We start from the raw sequence: 17457 nt of genomic DNA on the forward strand, positions 1-17457 counted from the left end.
GGAGACCCAGTACATGGCACTTTTCCCCCTGCACCTGATCCCGAACAACACGCGCATTGACTTCATGCGCTGGCGGATGCTGACCGTCGGCTTCATGGCGGTGCTGATGCTGGCGTCGGTCGGGTTGATCGCGACCAAGGGTTTCAACTACGCGCTCGACTTCACCGGCGGTACCTCGGTCGAGCTGCTGTTCGAGAAACCCGCCGACGTGGACGCGGTCCGCGACCGGCTCGAGGAGGCGGGCTACCCCGGCGCCCAGGTCCAGACCATGGGCACGGCGACCGACCTGATGATCCGGCTGCAGCCCAAGGACGGCGGCACCGACGCGGAGGCGATCAACCGCACCGCCGATGAGGTGCTGGCCGCGGCGAGCTCGGAGGACAACCCGGCCACGATCAAGGGCCGGTCCTACGTCGGCCCGCAGGTCGGCCAGGACCTGGCCCGCAACGGCATCTACGCGATCGTGTTCGTGGTGCTGGGCTTCCTGATCTACATCGCGTTCCGGTTCGAGTGGAAGTTCGCGGTCTCGGCGATCATCACCACGCTGGGCGACGTGCTGATCGTGGCCGGCTGGTTCTCGCTGGCGGGGCGCGAGTTCGACCTGACGCTGCTGGCGGGCCTGCTCACAGTGATGGGCTTCTCGATCAACGACACCATCGTGGTGTTCGACCGCGTGCGCGAGAACTTCCGTTCGATGCGCGCCGAGCCACTCGAGATCCTCAACACGTCGATCAACCAGACCCTGTCGCGCACCATCATCACCTCGGTGGTGGCGTTCCTGACGGTGCTGGCGCTGTACATCTACGGCGGTGGTTCGCTGGAGGGCATGTCCGAGGCGATGATGATCGGCATCGTGATCGGCACGGCGTCGTCGATCCTGGTGGCCTGCCCGCTGCTGACCATCGGGCCGCTGAGGGTGAGCAAGCAGGACCTGCTGCCCAAGGCGCGCGACGAGGAGGCGCTGGCGCGCCGGCCCTGATCGCTGTCCGGACGCTGCCATGAAGAAGGCCGCGCACTGCGCGGCCTTCTTCTTTTCCGGGAGTGCGGCGTCGGAGGGGCGCGCACGTGGTGGGGCCGGGCATGGTGCATCACGCTCGACAGTCCGGTGTCGCGGGGAGGGCCGCCGGGTCCGCCCGGCCTGCTCCGCGAATGTCCTCCGGCCTCCGCCTGCGGACGGAGGCCTCCTCCTCGAGTTCGCTGCGCAGGCCGGGCGGCCCCGGCGCCAGGTGGCTCCGGAGGCCGGAGCACGCTTTTCGCCGTCGAAGGTGGCCGGGTGGCGAACGACACCAGGTCACGGTGTCGCTTTCCGGGTCACTCGCGCCAGACAGGTGCAGGGTGCCGACGGGTCGAGGCGCTCGAGTGGGCATCGAGGCTGCGGGAGCCGCCGGGTCCGCCTGGCCTGCTCCGCGAATGTCCTCCGGCCTCCGCCTCCAGGCGGAGGCCTCCTCCCTGAGTTCGCTGCGCAGGCCAGGCGGACCCGGCGCCACTTGGCTCCGGAGGCCGGAGCACGCTTTTCGCCCGTCGAAGGTGGTCGGGTGGCGAACGACACCAGGTCGCGGTGTCGCTTGCCAGGTCACTCGCGCCAGACAGGTGGAGGGTGCCGACGGGTCGAGGCGCTCGAGGGGTCGTCGAGGCTGCAGGAGCCGCCGGAACCGCCCGGCCCGATCCGCGAATGTCCTCCGGCCTCCGCATGCGGGCGGAGGCCTCCTCCGTCGGTTCGCCGCGCAGGCCAGGCGGCCCCGGCGCCACGTGGCTCGGGAGGCGGGAGCGCGTTGTCTTGCTGTTTCGCGGTCGCCGACGGTGGCCGGTTGGCCACGATCAGGCGAACGCGGCGGCGTACCCGGAAGAGACGATCGCCTTCTGCACCGCGTCGGTGACCTTGACGTTGCCGGCGATCAGCTGGCGGCCGCTGCCCATGGCGATGTGCATCGGGCCGGTGGGGGCGCCCTTGAAGTCGCAGACGCGGCCGCCGGCCTCGCGTACCAGCAGGGCGCCGGCGGCGATGTCCCAGGGCTGCACGCCGGCCTCGAAATAGGCGTCGCAACGACCCGCGGCGACCCAGGCCAGGTCGAGCGCGGCCGAGCCGGTGCGGCGCACGTCCTCGGCGTCCTTCATCAGCAGCTTCAGGCAGTCGAGGTGGGCGTCGAGGCGGGCGCGTTCGCGGGGCGGGAAGCCGGTGGCCAGCATCGCGCCGGACAGGTCCTTGCGGTCGGCGACGCGGATGCGCTTGTCGTTGAGCTGGGCGCCGGCGCCGCGCGAGGCGATGAACAGCTCGTTGCGCAGTGGATCGAAGACCACCCCGTGCAGCGGTTCGGGGCCCTCGCACAGGGCAATCGAGACGCACCAGTGGGGGATGCCGTGCAGGTAGTTGCTGGTGCCGTCCAGCGGGTCGATCACCCAGGTGTAGCGGCTGGGGCCGCGGCTGCCCTTCTGCGCGCCGCCTTCCTCGCCGAGGATGGCGTACTCGGGGTTGGCGCGCCGCAGTTCGCGGATGATCGCCTCCTCGGCCAGGCCGTCGACTTCGCTCGCGTAGTCCAGGCGCCCCTTCTCGACCACGTTCAGCGCGTCGAGGCGGTGCATGTGCCGCACCAGGACGTTGCCACCGGCGCGCGCGGCCTTGACCATGATGTTGACGGCAGGGGCGAGCATTGCGGACTCCGGGGCGCGGGCGGGACGGGTGGCGGGTGGCAAAGAGCGGACCGGCGCGGTGGCCGGGCGCGCAGTTTACCATTCGCACATGAGCGATTCCCTGCACGCGGCCGCGCGCCTGCGCATCGTCCTGGTCGGCACCCAGCACCCGGGCAACATCGGCTCGGCGGCGCGGGCGATGAAGACCATGGGCCTGCGCGGCCTGGTGCTGGTCGCCCCCGAGCGCTTCCCCCACCACGACGCGGTGGCGATGGCGGCCGGGGCCGGCGACGTGCTGGACTCGGCCCGCGTGGTGCCGGACCTGGCCACGGCGGTCGCCGACTGCCGGCTGGTGCTGGGGTGCACCGCGCGCAGCCGGCGGATCGCACTGGACGAGCTGCTGCCGCGCGAGGCCGCGGCCCGGGCGGTCGCCACCGCCGCGGCGCCGGCCGGGACCACGGCGGCCGTGGTGTTCGGCCGCGAGCGCACCGGGCTGGACAACGACGAGCTGCAGCTGTGCCACGCGGCGGTGACCATTCCCGCCGATCCGGAGTACAGCTCGCTGAACCTGGCCGCCGCGGTCCAGGTGCTCAGCTACGAACTGCGCCTGGCGATGCTCGGCCCGCGCGAGGCCCTGCCCGCGGTGCCGGCCCCCGACGGGGACGTGCCGGCCAGTCACGCCGAGCTCGAGGGCTTCTTCGCCCAGCTGGCGGACACCCTGGACGCGATCGATTTCCACAAGGGCCGGGCGCCGGAGTCGGCGCTGCGCAAGCTGCGCCGGATCTTCCTGCGCGCCGCGCTCGACGATCGCGACGTGCGCCTGCTGCGCGGCGTGCTCGCCGACGCCCAGCGCATGGCCCGGCTGGCGGCCGAGCGTGGCCCTTGACCCGCGCGCCTACCGGGGGCGCGGGTTTTCGGCTAGGCTCGCCGCGTCGCCTGCCTTGACCAGGAACCATTCCTTGCCCGTGCCGTTCCCCGGTTTCCGCCTGCCCCGGCTGCTGGTGGTGCTGTTGCTGCCGTGGCTGGTCCTGGCCGGGATGGCGCGCGCGGACGGCGGGGTGCTCGTGCTCGGCCGCATCAGCGACGACCCGGCGGCGCACTACGAGCAGCTCAAGCCGCTGCTTGATTACGTGGTGCCACGGATGGCCGACGTGGGCATCCGCGAAGGCCGGATCCTGATGGCGCGCGATGCGCAGCAGATGCTCAGCTACATGCGCCGCGGCCGGGTGGACTGGGTGACCGAGACCGCGGCCACCGCGATGGTGCTGGCCGAGCGCAGTGGCGCGCAGCCGCTGCTGATGACCGAGCGCGATGGCGTGTCCAGCTACCGGACCCTGTTCTTCGTCCGCGCCGACAGCCCGGTGCAGGAGCTGGCCGACCTGCGCGGGCGCAGCATCGCGTTCCAGAACCCGATGTCGACCAGCGCGTACTACGTGCCGGCGACCGAACTGCTCGACGCCGGGCAACGGCTGGAGATCCTGCTCTCGCCGATGGACCGGCCGGCGCCCGACTCGGTGGGCTACGTGTTCGGGCGCTCGGAACTCAACGTCTCGGCCTGGGTGCACAAGCGGCTGGTGGACGCCGGCGCGATGAGCAACCTGGACTGGATCAACCCGCAGCGCGTGCCGCCCTCGTACCGCCGCGACTTCCGCATCGTGCGCGAGACCCCCGAGTTCCCGCGCGCGGTGGAGATGGTGCGCGGCGACCTCGATCCGCGGGTGCGCGAGCGCCTGCGCGAAGTGCTGCTCGGCGCGGCCGATGACCCGGACGCCCGCGAGGCGCTGCTGCGGTTCTTCATGACCACCCGCTTCGCGCCGATCGATGCCGACACCGAGCGCGCGCTCCAGCACCTGCGCCGCGGCGTGGCGCGGGTGGCGCGGGAGGTCGAATGAGGACCCGCATCGGGCTGAGCGCCCGCTTCGCGATGCTGGCGGTGGTGGTGCTGGCCTGCGTGCTCGGCATGGTGGCGCTGGTGTGGGACCGCCAGGAGGCCATGCACCGCGAGGCGCAGGAGCTGAGCGTGCAGGCGATCAGCGAGTTCTCCTCGACCCGGCTGCTGTCGCGCGGGCAGGCGGCGACCGTGCAGCTGGCCGAGTCGCTGGTCAACCCGGTGTACTACTTCGACCTGGACGCGATCGGGGGGGCGGTGCGGGCAGTGCTGCGCCAGCCGGACGTGAGCTACGTGATCGTCTACGACAACGAAGGCCAGGTGATCCACGACGGCAGCCCGGACATCTCCACCTACGGGCAGACGATGTCCGATCCGTTTGCCTACGAAGTGCTGGGGCTGGAAGCGGCGCACGTGCAGTCGAACGACACCCTGGTGGACATCGCCGCGCCGATCCGGATCGGCGACCAGCGCCTGGGCGGGGTCCGCGTGGGCTACTCGCTGGCGGCGGTGAAGGCCGAGGAGGCGCGCGTGGGCGGGGTGATGGCCAGCCGGCTGCAGGCCATCGGCCGCAGCCAGCTGCTGTGGCTGGGCGTGCTGCTGGTGGGAATGGTGGGGCTGCTGGTGACCATCGGCGTGGTGCTGCAGCGGTCGCTGGTCTCGCCGGTCCAGCAGATGGCCGACGCCGCGCGCCAGATCGAGGCCGGCACCCTCGACGCCGACGTGCCCGCCTCGCGGCGCAAGGACGAGGTGGGCGACCTGATGCGGGCCTTCGCCCACATGCGCGACAGCCTGGTGCGGCACGACCGCGACATCCGCCGGATGGCCTACACCGACGCGCTGACCGGGCTCTCCAACCGCCTGGCGTTCCGCGAACTGCTCGACGAGCGCGTGGCCCAGGGCCACGGTTCCGCGCACCAGCTGGCGCTGCTGTTCGCCGACATCGACGACTTCAAGCGGGTCAACGACACCATCGGCCACGACGCCGGCGACGAGGTACTGATGCAGTTCTCCGGCCGCATCCGCGAGGTGATCGACCGCCACGGCGGCGGCGGCTCGGAACTGGCGCGCTTCGGCGGCGACGAGTTCGTGATCCTGCTGCAGGGCCTGGCCGGGGAGGACGACATCCGCCCGCGCGCCGGCCGCGTGGCCACCGCGCTGGTGCAGGAACTGTCGCGGCCGATCAGCGTGCACGGCCGCCAGATCTTCCTCGGCATCTCGATCGGCATCGCCCTGTTCCCGGACGACGCTGCCGACGTGCCGGCGCTGATGAAGAACGGCGACATCGCCATGTACCAGGCCAAGGTGGCGGGCAAGAACTGCTACCGGTTCTACAGCCGGGTCATGGACCAGGCGGTCGAGCGCCGGGTGCGCATGGAGCAGGACCTGCGCGGGGCCTGGGAGCGCGGTGAACTGAGCCTGGCCTACCAGCCGGTGTACCGGCTCGACGACGGCCGCCTGGTGGGCGCCGAGGCGCTGCTGCGCTGGCGCCATCCCGAGCATGGCCACGTCGCCCCGGCGCTGTTCATCGACGTGGCCGAGCAGAGCGGTCTGATCGAGGCGATCGGGCCGCAGGTGCTGCGTGCGGCGTGCATGGACGCGCGCGGCTGGCAGGAGGAGGCGCCGGCGGCGCGCCAGCTGTTCGTCTCGGTCAACGTCTCGGCGCGGCAGCTGCGCGCCGGCGACCTGGCCACCCAGGTCGAGGCGGTGCTGCGCGAGACCGGGCTGCCGCCGAGCCGGCTGCACGTGGAGCTGACCGAGACCGCGGTCATCGGCGACGAGGCGCGCGTCAGCGGGCTGCTCGCGCGGTTGCGCAACTCCGGCGTGAAGGTGTGGCTGGACGACTTCGGCACCGGCTTCTCGGGGTTGAGCCACCTGCGCCGGGTGCCGGTGGACGGGGTCAAGATCGACCGCAGCTTCATCGCCGACGTGCTGCGCGACCCCGACGACCTGGCCCTGACCACGGCGATCATCGCCATGGCCCACTCGCTGGGCATCCAGGTGGTGGCCGAGGGCGTGGAGAAGGAGGGCCAGTACGCGCTGCTGCGCGAGCGCGGTTGCGACATGGCCCAGGGCTACTGGCTGGGGCAGCCGATGCCCGACGAGGAGTTCAGGCGCCTGCTGGCGTAGCGATGCGGACCCATGCGCGGCCGCTGTCCGGGGCGGTTCAGGCCAGCAGGCCGCCGATCCACTGGGTGGCGGCGGCGGCCAGCGCGCCCGACAGCACACCGAACACCACCACCACCACCACGCCCACGCCCCAGCAGGCCAGCATCAGCGCCCCGTCGCGTTCGAGCAGGGCCAGGGCGTAGACCACCAGCAGGACCCCGAACGGGTAGTTGGTGAACGGGATCGGCAACGCCAGCAGGATCCCCAGCAGCACCAGCAGCAGCCCGGTGAACATGGAGGCGGCGCGGTGGTCGATGACCGCGGTCAGGCGCGGCCGCACCACCCGCTCCAGCCGTCCCAGCCAGGGGCCGAACATGCGCTGGAACGCCTGCACGCTGGCCCGCCGCGGACCGCGCCGGGCAACGAAGCGCGGCAGCCACAGCCGGCGCATGCCCACCAGCAGGTGCACCCCCACAAGCACCGTCAGCGGGCCGCCGATCGCGCCGCCTACGCCCGGGATCGGGATGAAGGCGGGCAGGGTGGAGACCAGCAGCAGCATCCCGAACACCTGCCGGCTGAGGCCGGCGAGGATGTCCTCCAGCCGCAGGTGGTCGTCCGGGTCGCCGGTGGCCAGCGCGTCGAACAGTTCGCGTGTGCCCAGGTCGCCGCGGCGCGCCCCGGCGTCCTGCCGATGGTCAGCGGCCATGGTCCGCGGCATCCTCCATCCGCCGCAGCAGCAGCTTGTCGATGCGCGGACCGTCCAGGTCGACCACCTCGATCCGCCAGCCGTTCCAGTCGAAATGCTCGCCCACGTGCGGGATCCGCCCGAACCAGGCGATCACCATGCCGGCGGCGGTGTGGTAGTCGTGTTCGTCCTCGCCGGGCAGTGTGCCGCCGCCGAGCAGTTCGCGCGCGGTTTCCACCGAGATCCCGCCGTCGACCAGCAGCGAGCCGTCGTCGCGGGCGGCGATCTGCGGCACCGCGTCCGGGCCCTCGCCGGTCTGGTTGCGGCCGATCACCGCCTCCATCACGTCGTTCACCGTGACCAGGCCGGTGACGTCGCCGTACTCGTCCACCACCAGCGCCAGCGACTGCTGCTCCTCGCGCAGGATCTCCAGCAGCTTCAGCGCCGTGGTCGACTCGGACACGAACAGCGGTTCGCGCAGGTACTTGAACAGGTCGAAGCCGGGCTCGTCGAGGCGGTCGATCAGCGACTTGATCTCGAGCACGCCGACCACGTCGGTATCGCTGCCGCGGTACACCGGGTAGCGCGAGAACGGGGTGGCCCGCATCAGCGCCAGGTTCTCCTCGAAGCCCTCGGCGATGTCGAGCCAGGCGATGCGGGTGCGCGGGGTCATCAGGCTGGCGGTGGTGCGGTCGCCCAGGCGCAGCACCCGGTTCATCATGTTGCGCTCGTCGGCATCGATCACGCCCTGCTCGTGGCTCTCGCTGAGCAGCAGGCGGATCTCCTCCTCGGTGACCTTCGCGGCCTGGGTATCGTCGAGCCGCAGCACCCTCAGCAGCCCGCGCACCGTCACGCTCAGCACCCACACCGCGGGGGTGGCCGCCCTCGACAGCCCGTGCATCGGCAGCGCCACCCACGAGGCCAGGCGCTCGGGCGCCAGCAGGGCCAGGCGCTTGGGCAGCAGTTCGCCGAGCACGATGGTGAGGAAGGTGATCAGGCCCACCGCCAGCACCGTGCCGGCCACGGTGGCGTAGCTGCCCTGGGAGAGCAGCGGCACCGGCGCGCCGGCGGCCGGGAACCATTCGAGCAGGTGCGCGCCGATCGAGCGGCCGATGGCGTCGCCGCCGAACATGCCGGTGAGGATCCCGATCAGGGTGATGCCCACCTGGACCGTGGACAGGAAGCGCTCGGGGTGCTCGGCCAGCTCCAGCGCCCGGCGGGCCCCGCGCTGGCGGGTCGCGGCCAGCTGCTTGAGCCGCGCCTTGCGCGAGGTGACCACCGACATCTCCGACAGCGCGAAGAACGCGTTGCAGGCGATCAGGACCAGGACGATGAACAGCTCAAGCACGACGGCGGCCCCGGTGGCCGGCGGGCGCCGGGGTCAGGCTGGAGCGGGGGAATCCGGTGCGGCGGGGGGGCGGTCTAGGGTCGTCGTCCATGGGCGGCGGCGCGGCGCAAGCGCGGCCATCCATCATAGCACCGGGTGTCCCCGGGCCCGCGCCGGAGGCCGGCCGTGACGGCCGGGTTGGCGGCCGGCGTCATCGAGCGGTCATAATTCCGCCCCGACGGCCGTCCACCCCGAGGCGGCGGGATCCCCCGATGTTCTCCTTGCAGACCATTTTCGGCCAGGGCCACCAGTTCTACTCGCTGCTCGAGGACGCCGCGGTGGCGGCCCACGACGCGGCCAAGGCCCTGCACGCCATGCTCCGCGAGGCCGACCGCCAGCCGGCGCTCGACGCCTTCAAGCTGGCCCGCCTGCGCGAGCGCGAGGCCTCGGACAAGATCAGCCAGGCGCTGGTGGACAGCTTCATCACCCCGATCGAGCGCGAGGACATCGAGGCGCTGGGCTCGGCGCTGTACAAGATCCCCAAGCAGATCGAGAAGTTCGCCGATCGTTACTCGCTGGCCACCCAGCACCTGGAGCACATCGACTTCGCGCCGCGCGCGGCCATGCTCGAGCAGGCGGCCGAGGTGGTGGTGCAGATGGTCAAGCAGCTCAGGCACATGAAGCTCGAGCCGATGAAGGCGCTCAACGACCGCCTGCGCGCGCTGGAGAACGAGGCCGACCGGCTGATGCTCGAGCTCTACCGCGACATCTACTCGGGCAAGCTCGACCCGCTGCAGATGTTCCTGCTCAAGGAATTCTTCGAAATCCTGGAGAAGGCCATCGACCGCTGCCGCGAGGCCGGCGTGGTGGCCTACGAAATCGTGCTCAAGAACTCCTGACCGGGCGCCGACCATGCTGACCCTGGTCCTGATCGTGGTGATCACCGCGCTGGTGTTCGAGTACATCAACGGTTTCCACGACACCGCCAACTCGATCGCGACCGTGGTCGCGACCAAGGTGCTCTCGCCGATGCAGGCGGTGGGCCTGGCCGCGTCGATGAACCTGATCGGCGCGCTGGCCGGCACCGCCGTGGCCAAGACGATCTCGTCGGGGCTGATCGACGCGGGCGTGATCGAGGTCGGCTCGCAGCTGATCCTGTGCGCGCTGATGGGGGGGATCACCTGGAACCTGATCACCTGGTGGTTCGGCCTGCCGTCCTCGTCCTCGCACGCGCTGATCGGCGGCCTGCTGGGCGCCGCGCTGGCGGCGGCGGCCAACAACTTCGACGTGGTCATCTGGTCGGAGCCCGCCGAGCCGATCTACCGCAGCGCCGGGGTGCTGTGGAAGGTGATCGTGCCGATGGTGTCCTCGCCGGTGCTGGGCTTCGTCGCCGGCTTCCTGGTGATGGGCGTGCTGTTCTTCGTGATCTCGATGATGGCCCGTAGCGGCGGCTGGCTGGCGCGGATCGCGCGTCCGCGCTGGGTCAACGGCTTCTTCGGCAAGGCGCAGATCGTCAGCGCCGCCGGGATGGGTTTCGCCCACGGCATGAACGACGCGCAGAAGACGATGGGCATCGTCGCGCTCACCCTGGTCAGCGCCCAGGCCGCCGGTACCCTGGACGTGCTGCCGGGCTGGCTGGCGTTCCTGCATCCGTCCGAGGGCGCGTTGGCCAACGGCGACATCGACACCTGGATCAAGGTCACCTGCGCGGTGGTGATGGCCGCCGGCACCGCCGCGGGCGGCTGGCGGATCATCAAGACCCTGGGCCACAAGCTGGTCAAGCTGCACCCGATCCACGGCTTCGCCGCCGAGACCAGCGCCGCCTCGGTGATCCTGGCCGCCTCGCACCTGGGCATCCCGGTCTCGACCACCCACAACATCTCGTCCGCGATCATGGGCGTGGGCACGGCCAAGCGCCTGAACGCGATCAAGTGGGGCGTGGTCCACAAGATGATCTGGGCCTGGATCCTGACCATCCCGATGTCGGGCGGGATCGCCTACCTGCTGTTCCGCCTGATGCAGAACCTGGGCTGGGCCTGACCGGGACGCCCGGCGCCGGCGCCTGCGGCTAGAGGAGGTCGCCGTCGGCCGACAGGGCCCGCTCCAGCCGATCGCCCATGCCGCCGATCTCCAGCACCACGCGGCTGACCTCGGCCGCGGTGAGGCCCTCGTAGGGCCGGTTCTCGCACAGCTGCAGGTAGGGCACGCCGTCGAGTTCGCCGATCGCCAGGTAGCCCACCCGCGTGTTCCAGTTGAAGGCCAGGGCGCGGCGCGCGTCGATGCCGGTAATCGGTGCGATCACGGTGCTGGTGCGCAGGTAGCAGCGGCCGTCGTCGTCCTGCAGCTCGGACAGGAAGATCGCCTGGTGGCGGCGCCCGCCGTCGAGCGAGAGTTCGACGCAGACCACGTAGGGCTCCTGCATCGTGACCCGGAAGTCCCCGTTGAGCAGGTGGCGGCGGATCTGTTCGAAGTTCTGCATGGGGCGCGGCCGGCCGGGTGGAGCCGATATCCTAGTGCGCGATGGCCGCCCTGTCTGCCGACTCCCCCGCCGTGGCGCGGATCCTGGCCGCGATCCGCGCGGTGCCGCGCGGATCGGTGGCCGGCTACGGCCAGATCGCGCTGCGCGCCGGGCTGCCGCGCCGGGCGCGGATGGTGGCGCGGGTGCTGGCCGGCAACGCCGACCCGGACCTGCCGTGGCACCGGATCCTGCGCAGCGACGGCCGGATCGCGTTCCCGCCCGGCTCGCGCGGGTTCCGCGAACAGGTGCGGCGCCTGCGGGCCGAGGGCGTGGCGGTGCAGAACGGCAGGGTGCGCATGGCGCGCGGGGACGAGGACCTGGACTCGGCGCTCTGGGGGCCGGGCCGGTCCTGAGCCGGACGGCGGGAAGCTTCATCCCGCGCAACGCGCGAGGGCCCTGGGGCGCCGACCGGTATGATGGGCGCCGAGTGCAGGAGCGCCGATGTTCACCAATATCCCCCCCGTCACCAAGGGACTGCTGATCGCCAATGGCGTCGTGTTCGTGCTGCAGCTGCTGCTGGGCCCGGCACTGGATGCGCTGATGCTGTGGCCGTGGCTGCCGCCGGAGCTGGCGCCCTATGCGCCGCACCGCTTCATGCCGTGGCAGCTGCTCACCCACGGGTTCATGCACAGCCCCACCAACATCGCGCACCTGCTGTTCAACATGCTGGCGCTGGTGATGTTCGGCGCCCAGCTCGAGTACGTCTGGGGCCAGCGCCGGTTCCTGACCTATTTCCTCGTGTGCGTGGCCGGCGCCGGGCTGTGCCAGCTGCTGGTGGTGTCCTGGAGCGTGGCCAACGGCGGTGGCCTCTATCCGACCGTGGGCGCGTCGGGCGGCGTGTTCGGCCTGCTGCTGGCCTACGGGCTGCTGTTCCCGCACCAGCGGGTGATGCTGCTGATCCCGCCGGTGCCGATGAAGGCGCGTACCCTGGTGATCGTCTACGGCCTGATCGAACTGGTGCTGGGCGTCACCGGGACGCAGTCGGGCGTGGCCCACTTCGCACACCTGGGCGGGATGCTGTTCGGCTGGCTGCTGATCCGGTACTGGCGCGGCCAGCCGCCGTTCGGCGGGCCCAGGCTCCGGCGCGTGGTGTAGCGCCGCCGGCGGCGCGTCATGCCCGCTTGACGGCGCGGGCGCTAGCCTCCGGTCTTCCGCGACGGCCACTGGGCCGAGGACGACCGTGCATGGACATCACCTTCGTCGGCGGGCCCTGGCACGGCTCGTCGCGCGCCTTCGATCCACCGCTGCCGACCGCCATCCCGGCCGGGCCGGACGCGGTGTACGTGCCCTGGGCCGGGCATGCGGCCACGGCCGGGGTGCTCGCGCCGCGGCTCGCGGACGCCGAGACCTATGTACTCGCCACGCTGATGCCGCCGGAACTGCTCGAGCGCGTCCAGGACGTGCTGCTGTACCGGGTGCCGGCGCCATCGCAGGCGCCGGGCGACGACGCCGGCCCGTGCGGCATGGCCGCCTGACCGGCCGTGCGAAGGCGCCAGGATGGCGCGCGCGTGGACCGGGTGCACCGCCCCTTCACCGCGGGTCCGGCAGGCTGCCCGAGAAGGACAGCAGGAGGTGGCATGGCCGGCGCCGACCAGCGCGTGGCGGATGGATCGGTGCCGCACGCGGCGGGCTCGTGGAGACCGGATCCACCACCGGCTGGCCGCGTCGGGGGCCGGTCGCCGCGGCGCCCGCACGCGCCCGGCTGAACACGGAGACCGCCCGCGTGGACAGCACGCTCGCCAGCGAGCCTGGGCGCAAGGCCCGAGCGGGGAGGCGGACCCCATGCGCGTGATGGTGCTTGGCGCCGGCCTGGTTGGCACCGCGCTCGCGCGCGGCCTGCGCGCGCGTGGCCACCACGTCACCCAGGCGGGCCGCGACACCCGCGCCGGCGCCGGGACGATCGCGCTCGATTTCAATGCGCTGCCCGACGACGCCACGCTGGTGCGCGCGCTCAGCGATCTGGACGTGCTGGTGAACACGGTGGGCATCTTCCGCCAGACGGCGCAGCAGCGCTTCGCGGCGGTCCACGTGGACACTCCGTTGCGGCTGTTTGCCGCCGCGCGCAGCGCGGGCGTGCGACGGGTGCTGCAGGTGTCGGCCCTGGGCGCGGATCCGGCGTCTCCGGTCCCCTTCCTGGCCTCGAAGGGCCGCGCCGACGCGGCGCTGCTGGCGCACGACCACCTCGAGCGCTGCGTGGTGCGCCCGTCGCTGGTGTTCTCGCCGGCCGGAGCCGGCACCCGCTGCTTCGCCGCGATGGCGGGGCTGCCGCTGCTGCCGTTGCCGGGCGGCGGGCGCCAGTGCATCCAGCCGCTGCACCTGGACGACCTGGTCGCGGTGCTGGTGCGCCTGGTGGAGGCGCCGTCGGTCCCGGACACGCTGGACGTGGCCGGGCCGCGCCCGCTCACGCTGCGCGCCTACCTGGAGGAGTTCCGTCGCGCCATGGACACCGGGGGAGCCACGGTGCCGGTCCCGATGTGGCTGGCGCGGGCGGGGGCCTGGGTCGCCGCCCGCGCCGCGCCGCGCGCGCCCCTCCACCCCGATGCGCTGGCCATGCTGGTCGCCGCCGGCGCGGTCGACCCGGCGCCGACCGCCCGCTGGCTGGGGCATGCGCCACGCGCGCCGGAGCACTTCTTCCAGGGCCTGCCGCTGGAACGGATGCGGCGCAACGCGATGCTGGGCTGGAGCCTGCCGCTGATGCGGATCGCGCTGGCGCTGGCGTGGATCGGCGCAGGCGTGGTCCTCCTCTGCGCCGATCCGCGCGCGGCGGCGCTGGAACTGCTGGCGCGCGTCGGGCTGCAGGGCGCGCCGGCGCAGGCGGTGTTGTGGATCGCGGCGCTGCTCGACATCGCGCTCGGCGCGGCCCTGCTGCTGTTGCGTCGCCGTCGCCTGCTGTACGCCGCCCAGCTGGTGCTGGTGGCGGCCTGTACGATCGTCATCACCCTGCGGCTCCCGGAGCAGTGGTCGCATCCGCTCGGCCCGGTGCTCAAGAACCTGCCGCTGCTGGCGATGATCGCGGCGCTGTCCGCGCTGGACCGCGGCGAGGGACCGGATCGACCTTGAGTCCGGGCCGCTGCGCTCGTCGACGCAGCGGCCCGCGGCACCGCGTCGTGCCGGTGCGCCCGCGGACGCCGGGGCTAATGCGCCTGGCGCCAGATCGAGACCTGCTCCTCGGTCTTGCGCACCATGGCGTTGCCCGCCTTGCACTTGAACGCCTTGGCGAAGGCCGGCAGGTTCACCAGCGGCCCGTTGGCGCGCCACTTGCCCGGCGCCTGGGCCTGGGTCGAGGCCGCTTCGGTGGCCGCTTCCGGCGAGAGCTGTTCGCGCCACAGCGACGCCCAGGCGCGGAAGAAGGACTCGTAGCCGGCGCTGTCGGGATCGGCCTGGGCGGCCTCGAAGGCGTCCAGGGCCAGTTCCACCGCGGCCAGGTCGGCCATGTTGCCTTCGCGGGTGAGGTTGCCATCGACCTTGAGCGCGGTGGCCGCCGGGTAGTCGTAGTTCGCGTACTGCGCGGCGAGGCGGTTGGCGCGCTCGCCGAACGCGGCCTCGTCGGCCGGGGTCCACCAGGTGCGGATCTGCCCGGAGGCATCCACCAGCCGGCCCTTGGCGTCGACCGCGCGCCCGAGCTCGTGGCCGACCAGGGCGCCGAAGCTGCCGTACTGCGCGGCGGCGTCCTGCTCCATGTCCAGCACCGGCGCCTGCAGCACCGCGGCCGAGACGACCAGGCGGTTGTGGGCGATGTCGTAGGCCAGCACCGGCTCCTGCGGCTGTACCCCCCAGCGCCGCTGGGCGTTGGTGCGGCCGATGCGGCGCATTTCCTCGCGGTGGTGCCAGGTGGCGGCGATCAGCATGTTGCTGCCGAAGCTGTTGCGGCCCATGGGCTGCATGCTGAAGTCGAGGTCGTCGGCGGGCGCGCCGATCTCGATCCGCAGGCCGGCCAGCTTGGCCGCGGCCTCGGCGCGGGCCTCGGCCGAGAGCCAGTCGCTGCGCTCCACGGCGCGCGCCAGCGCATCGCGTACTCCGCCCGCGATGGCTTCGGCGCGGGCGCGGGTGGCCTCGGGCAGGTAGCGGGCGACGTACTCGCGCGCGAGCATCGGCCCGGCGGCGCGATTGATCGCCTCGAGCACCTGCACGTCGCGCTGTGGCGGGGCGGACTGGCCGCGCAGCACGCGGCCGTGGAACGAGAAGTGGGCGTCGCGGAAGGCCTGGTTGAGGTAGGGCGCCATCGCGTTGCCGATCTGGTAGCGCAGGTAGGTCTTCCACTGGCCCGGCCTGAGGGTGCGCACCAGGTTGTCGACCTCGGTGAAGTACGCGACGTGGGCCATCGACACCTGGTCGGCGGTCACGCCCTGGGCCTGCAGGAACTGGTCGAGCTGCAGGTTGCGGAACTGCTTGGCGAAGTCGGCGGTGGGGACCAGGGCGTAGTTGGCGCGGGGGTCGCGCAGGCTGGTGATCGGACGCGAGGCGCGGGCCAGCCGGGTCTCCAGGTCGAGCACCATCGCCATCTCGTCCTTGAGCTTGTCCTGGGGGGTGCCGGTCAGCGCCAGGATCTTCTCGACGTATTCGGTGTAGCGGCCGAGCAGGGCGCGGGCGTCGGCGTCTTCGCGGGTGTAGAAGGCCGGGTCCGGCAGGGCGATGCCGCCCTGGGTGAAGTAGCCGATGTAGCGGTCGAGGTCGGCCAGGTCGAGATCGGCGCCGAAATTGAAGGCCACGGGGATGCCGACCTGGTGCAGGGCGGCGATCGCGGGCGGGATGTCGCGGGCGCGGCGGATGGCATCGATGCGCGAGAGCAGGGTGGCGATCGGCTGGGTGCCGTCGCGTTCGACCGCGGCCTCGTCGATGCCGCTGGCCCAGAAGTCGCCGAGCAGTTTCTGGACGTCGTTCCGCGGCGACCGGGCCGCCTCGTCGAGGATCGCGCGCTGCTGCAGGAGGGTGTGCTGCTGCAGCTGGCCCAGGGCGGAGACCGAGCCGGTGCCGCTGACCACGGCGTTGGCGTCCAGCCAGTCCTTGTTGACGAAGGTGTAGAAGTCGCTGCAGGCGGTGATCGCGGGCTGCGCGGGGGCGCGGCGGCGCTGGCCGTTGGCGTCGGGAGCGGCCAGGGCCAGCACCAGGCAGGTGGCGAGGGCGGCGGCAAGCGGCTTCTGCATCGGCATGGAGCTCGTCCGGGGTGGTTGGGATCGGGCCCGGATTCTAGCAAGGGGGGCGCGGGTGGCCTTCACCGCCGGCGCGGCCCCGGTCACGGATTCGGGCGGTGTCACTGCCGGCGCTCGCCGACAGGTGCCGGGACGTCGGCGAGGCTGATCCGCGTGTCCCGTCGGGGGGCGTGGCGGCGGACGGGCCACGCCGCGACTGGCGGCCCCGCTCGGCGAATGTCCTCCGGCGTGCGCACAGCGCACGCCTCCCCCTGCAAGTTCGCTGCGCGGGACCACCAGCCGCGGCGCGGCCCGGCTCCGGTGACGTCGGCGGGGCGCAAGCCCGCATGCTTCCGAAAGAAAAAGGTTCTTCACCCAAGTCCGGGGAAGGCCGCCCGGATCTTCAGGAAGAAGTAGGCGTCGTCCCGGTAGCCGTAGGCCACCCGCTTGATGACCTTGATCTTGTTGTTGATGCCTTCGACCAGATTGGTTCCCAGCGGCCAGCGGCAGTGGGCCAGGATCCCCGACAGGTAGGGCTCGAGCCGCCGCACGAACACGCGCAGCGGCTCCAGGCCGCTGCGCAGGGCTCGTCGCTTCCAGCTCTTCCACGCTTTCCAGGCCCATGCCTCGCGCCGGTAGCGCCATAGCCCCTTCAGGTCTTCTTTCAGCAGGTAGACCGTCAACAAGGCCTTGTTGGCCGCCAGCAGCTCTTCCAGCCGCACCACCTGCTCGTCGGGCACGTTCTCCCGATTACGAAGTAGCAGCCAGCGCGATGTCTTGACCACCCGCCGGGCCGGCTTATCGGCGCGCAGCCGGTCTGCCTCGTCCACCCGGACCCGGTCGATCACCTCCCGGCCGTACTTGGCCACGACATGGAACAGGTCGTAGACGACCTCCGCGTTCGGGCAATGCGCCCGAACCTCCAGGTCGTAGGCGGAGTTCATGTCCATCGCCACGGCGCGGACCTGGGCGCAGCGCACCGGGCCCAGCAGCTCAAAAAACGGCCTGATTTCCGCTCTCGAACGCCCGCGCCCCACCCACAGCACCCGCTTGCGCTCGGGGTCGACCACCACGGTCGCGTACCGGTGGCCCTTCTGGATCGCGAACTCGTCCATCGCCAGCAGCCGCACGCCGTCCAGGTTCGGCGGGCCCAGCGAGCGCTCCAGATGCCGG

At 72.0% G+C, this 17457-nt stretch carries 15 protein-coding genes and 2 pseudogenes; 11 read left to right on the forward strand and 6 right to left on the reverse strand.

Annotated features, from left to right (window positions below):
- The first annotated feature begins 13 nt into the window (after positions 1–13).
- Positions 14–979: a protein translocase subunit SecF gene (gene secF, locus FQY79_RS08690; protein ID WP_027071328.1), complete on the forward strand. Its 966-nt coding sequence runs from the start codon at positions 14–16 to the stop codon at positions 977–979.
- An 839-nt stretch (positions 980–1818) separates the two neighbouring features.
- Here the strand turns inward: secF and FQY79_RS08695 are convergent.
- Complete coding sequence (locus FQY79_RS08695) at positions 1819–2649, reverse strand: inositol monophosphatase family protein (RefSeq protein WP_146312494.1); 831 nt, start codon at positions 2647–2649, stop codon at positions 1819–1821.
- A 100-nt stretch (positions 2650–2749) separates the two neighbouring features.
- On the opposite strand from FQY79_RS08695, the gene FQY79_RS08700 reads away from it, so the two are divergent.
- The 4 genes and pseudogenes from FQY79_RS08700 to FQY79_RS15880 all read left to right on the forward strand — a co-directional run.
- Entirely contained in the window at positions 2750–3514 is a 765-nt protein-coding gene (locus FQY79_RS08700; RefSeq protein ID WP_186759892.1) for an RNA methyltransferase, read from the forward strand.
- A gap of 151 nt (positions 3515–3665) precedes the next feature.
- Positions 3666–4520: a phosphate/phosphite/phosphonate ABC transporter substrate-binding protein gene (locus tag FQY79_RS08705; protein WP_146312553.1), complete on the forward strand. Its 855-nt coding sequence runs from the start codon at positions 3666–3668 to the stop codon at positions 4518–4520.
- A gap of 101 nt (positions 4521–4621) precedes the next feature.
- Positions 4622–5833, forward strand: a pseudogene (locus tag FQY79_RS15875) (diguanylate cyclase domain-containing protein); the annotation flags it as partial.
- 69 nt (positions 5834–5902) lie between these two features.
- Positions 5903–6646 (forward strand): annotated as a pseudogene (locus FQY79_RS15880) (putative bifunctional diguanylate cyclase/phosphodiesterase); the annotation flags it as partial.
- Positions 6647–6683: 37 nt separating this feature from the next.
- Here FQY79_RS15880 and FQY79_RS08715 read toward each other — a convergent pair.
- Together FQY79_RS08715 and FQY79_RS08720 are read right to left on the reverse strand one after the other, a co-directional pair.
- A complete protein-coding gene (locus FQY79_RS08715) occupies positions 6684–7331 on the reverse strand; it encodes an exopolysaccharide biosynthesis protein (RefSeq protein WP_146312497.1) in 648 nt (215 codons plus the stop codon).
- Complete coding sequence (locus FQY79_RS08720) at positions 7321–8658, reverse strand: hemolysin family protein (RefSeq protein WP_146312498.1); 1338 nt, start codon at positions 8656–8658, stop codon at positions 7321–7323. Before FQY79_RS08720 ends, FQY79_RS08715 begins: the two co-directional genes overlap by 11 nt.
- Before the next feature lie 251 nt (positions 8659–8909).
- Here FQY79_RS08720 and FQY79_RS08725 point away from each other — a divergent pair, with 251 nt between their 5' ends.
- Both FQY79_RS08725 and FQY79_RS08730 read left to right on the forward strand, forming a co-directional pair.
- The gene (locus tag FQY79_RS08725; protein WP_146312499.1) at positions 8910–9536 is read left to right on the forward strand and encodes a DUF47 domain-containing protein; all 627 of its coding nucleotides are present in this window, start codon (positions 8910–8912) and stop codon (positions 9534–9536) included.
- 13 nt (positions 9537–9549) lie between these two features.
- Complete coding sequence (locus tag FQY79_RS08730; RefSeq protein WP_146312500.1) at positions 9550–10677, forward strand: inorganic phosphate transporter; 1128 nt, start codon at positions 9550–9552, stop codon at positions 10675–10677.
- A gap of 28 nt (positions 10678–10705) precedes the next feature.
- On the opposite strand, the gene FQY79_RS15370 is transcribed toward FQY79_RS08730, so the two are convergent.
- On the reverse strand, positions 10706–11116 hold the full coding sequence (locus tag FQY79_RS15370; protein WP_186759877.1) for a hypothetical protein: 411 nt from the start codon (positions 11114–11116) through the stop codon (positions 10706–10708).
- 41 nt (positions 11117–11157) lie between these two features.
- Between FQY79_RS15370 and FQY79_RS08735 the strand changes: the two genes are divergently transcribed.
- From FQY79_RS08735 to FQY79_RS08750, 4 genes are all read left to right on the forward strand, one after another.
- Complete coding sequence (locus FQY79_RS08735; RefSeq protein ID WP_146312501.1) at positions 11158–11508, forward strand: MGMT family protein; 351 nt, start codon at positions 11158–11160, stop codon at positions 11506–11508.
- A gap of 88 nt (positions 11509–11596) precedes the next feature.
- Positions 11597–12250, forward strand: coding sequence for a rhomboid family intramembrane serine protease (locus FQY79_RS08740; RefSeq protein ID WP_146312502.1), 654 nt, complete (start codon positions 11597–11599; stop codon positions 12248–12250).
- Positions 12251–12339: 89 nt separating this feature from the next.
- Positions 12340–12630, forward strand: coding sequence for a hypothetical protein (locus FQY79_RS08745; protein ID WP_146312503.1), 291 nt, complete (start codon positions 12340–12342; stop codon positions 12628–12630).
- Positions 12631–12937: 307 nt separating this feature from the next.
- Positions 12938–14215 (forward strand): SDR family oxidoreductase, encoded by a 1278-nt coding sequence (locus tag FQY79_RS08750; RefSeq protein ID WP_186759878.1) that lies wholly within the window; start codon positions 12938–12940, stop codon positions 14213–14215.
- 74 nt (positions 14216–14289) lie between these two features.
- On the opposite strand, the gene FQY79_RS08755 is transcribed toward FQY79_RS08750, so the two are convergent.
- Positions 14290–16305: a M13 family metallopeptidase gene (locus FQY79_RS08755; protein WP_146312505.1), complete on the reverse strand. Its 2016-nt coding sequence runs from the start codon at positions 16303–16305 to the stop codon at positions 14290–14292.
- 350 nt (positions 16306–16655) lie between these two features.
- A partial coding sequence (locus FQY79_RS08760; protein WP_146312506.1) for an ISL3 family transposase occupies positions 16656–17457 on the reverse strand: 802 nt, incomplete at its 5' end.

Origin of the sequence: Luteimonas wenzhouensis, from assembly GCF_007859305.1 — a bacterium.
GTDB lineage: Bacteria > Pseudomonadota > Gammaproteobacteria > Xanthomonadales > Xanthomonadaceae > Luteimonas > Luteimonas wenzhouensis.

Bases quoted from the DNA above. Each gene is read 5' to 3' on its own strand.
- secF (WP_027071328.1), top strand. From the start codon at position 14: ATGGCACTTTTCCCCCTGCACCTGATCCCGAACAACACGCGCATTGAC.
- FQY79_RS08695 (WP_146312494.1), bottom strand. From the start codon at position 2,649: ATGCTCGCCCCTGCCGTCAACATCATGGTCAAGGCCGCGCGCGCCGGT.
- FQY79_RS08705 (WP_146312553.1), top strand. From the start codon at position 3,666: ATGGCGCGCGCGGACGGCGGGGTGCTCGTGCTCGGCCGCATCAGCGAC.
- FQY79_RS08715 (WP_146312497.1), bottom strand. From the start codon at position 7,331: ATGGCCGCTGACCATCGGCAGGACGCCGGGGCGCGCCGCGGCGACCTG.
- FQY79_RS08725 (WP_146312499.1), top strand. From the start codon at position 8,910: ATGTTCTCCTTGCAGACCATTTTCGGCCAGGGCCACCAGTTCTACTCG.
- FQY79_RS08730 (WP_146312500.1), top strand. From the start codon at position 9,550: ATGCTGACCCTGGTCCTGATCGTGGTGATCACCGCGCTGGTGTTCGAG.
- FQY79_RS15370 (WP_186759877.1), bottom strand. From the start codon at position 11,116: ATGCAGAACTTCGAACAGATCCGCCGCCACCTGCTCAACGGGGACTTC.
- FQY79_RS08735 (WP_146312501.1), top strand. From the start codon at position 11,158: ATGGCCGCCCTGTCTGCCGACTCCCCCGCCGTGGCGCGGATCCTGGCC.
- FQY79_RS08740 (WP_146312502.1), top strand. From the start codon at position 11,597: ATGTTCACCAATATCCCCCCCGTCACCAAGGGACTGCTGATCGCCAAT.
- FQY79_RS08745 (WP_146312503.1), top strand. From the start codon at position 12,340: ATGGACATCACCTTCGTCGGCGGGCCCTGGCACGGCTCGTCGCGCGCC.
- FQY79_RS08750 (WP_186759878.1), top strand. From the start codon at position 12,938: ATGCGCGTGATGGTGCTTGGCGCCGGCCTGGTTGGCACCGCGCTCGCG.
- FQY79_RS08755 (WP_146312505.1), bottom strand. From the start codon at position 16,305: ATGCCGATGCAGAAGCCGCTTGCCGCCGCCCTCGCCACCTGCCTGGTG.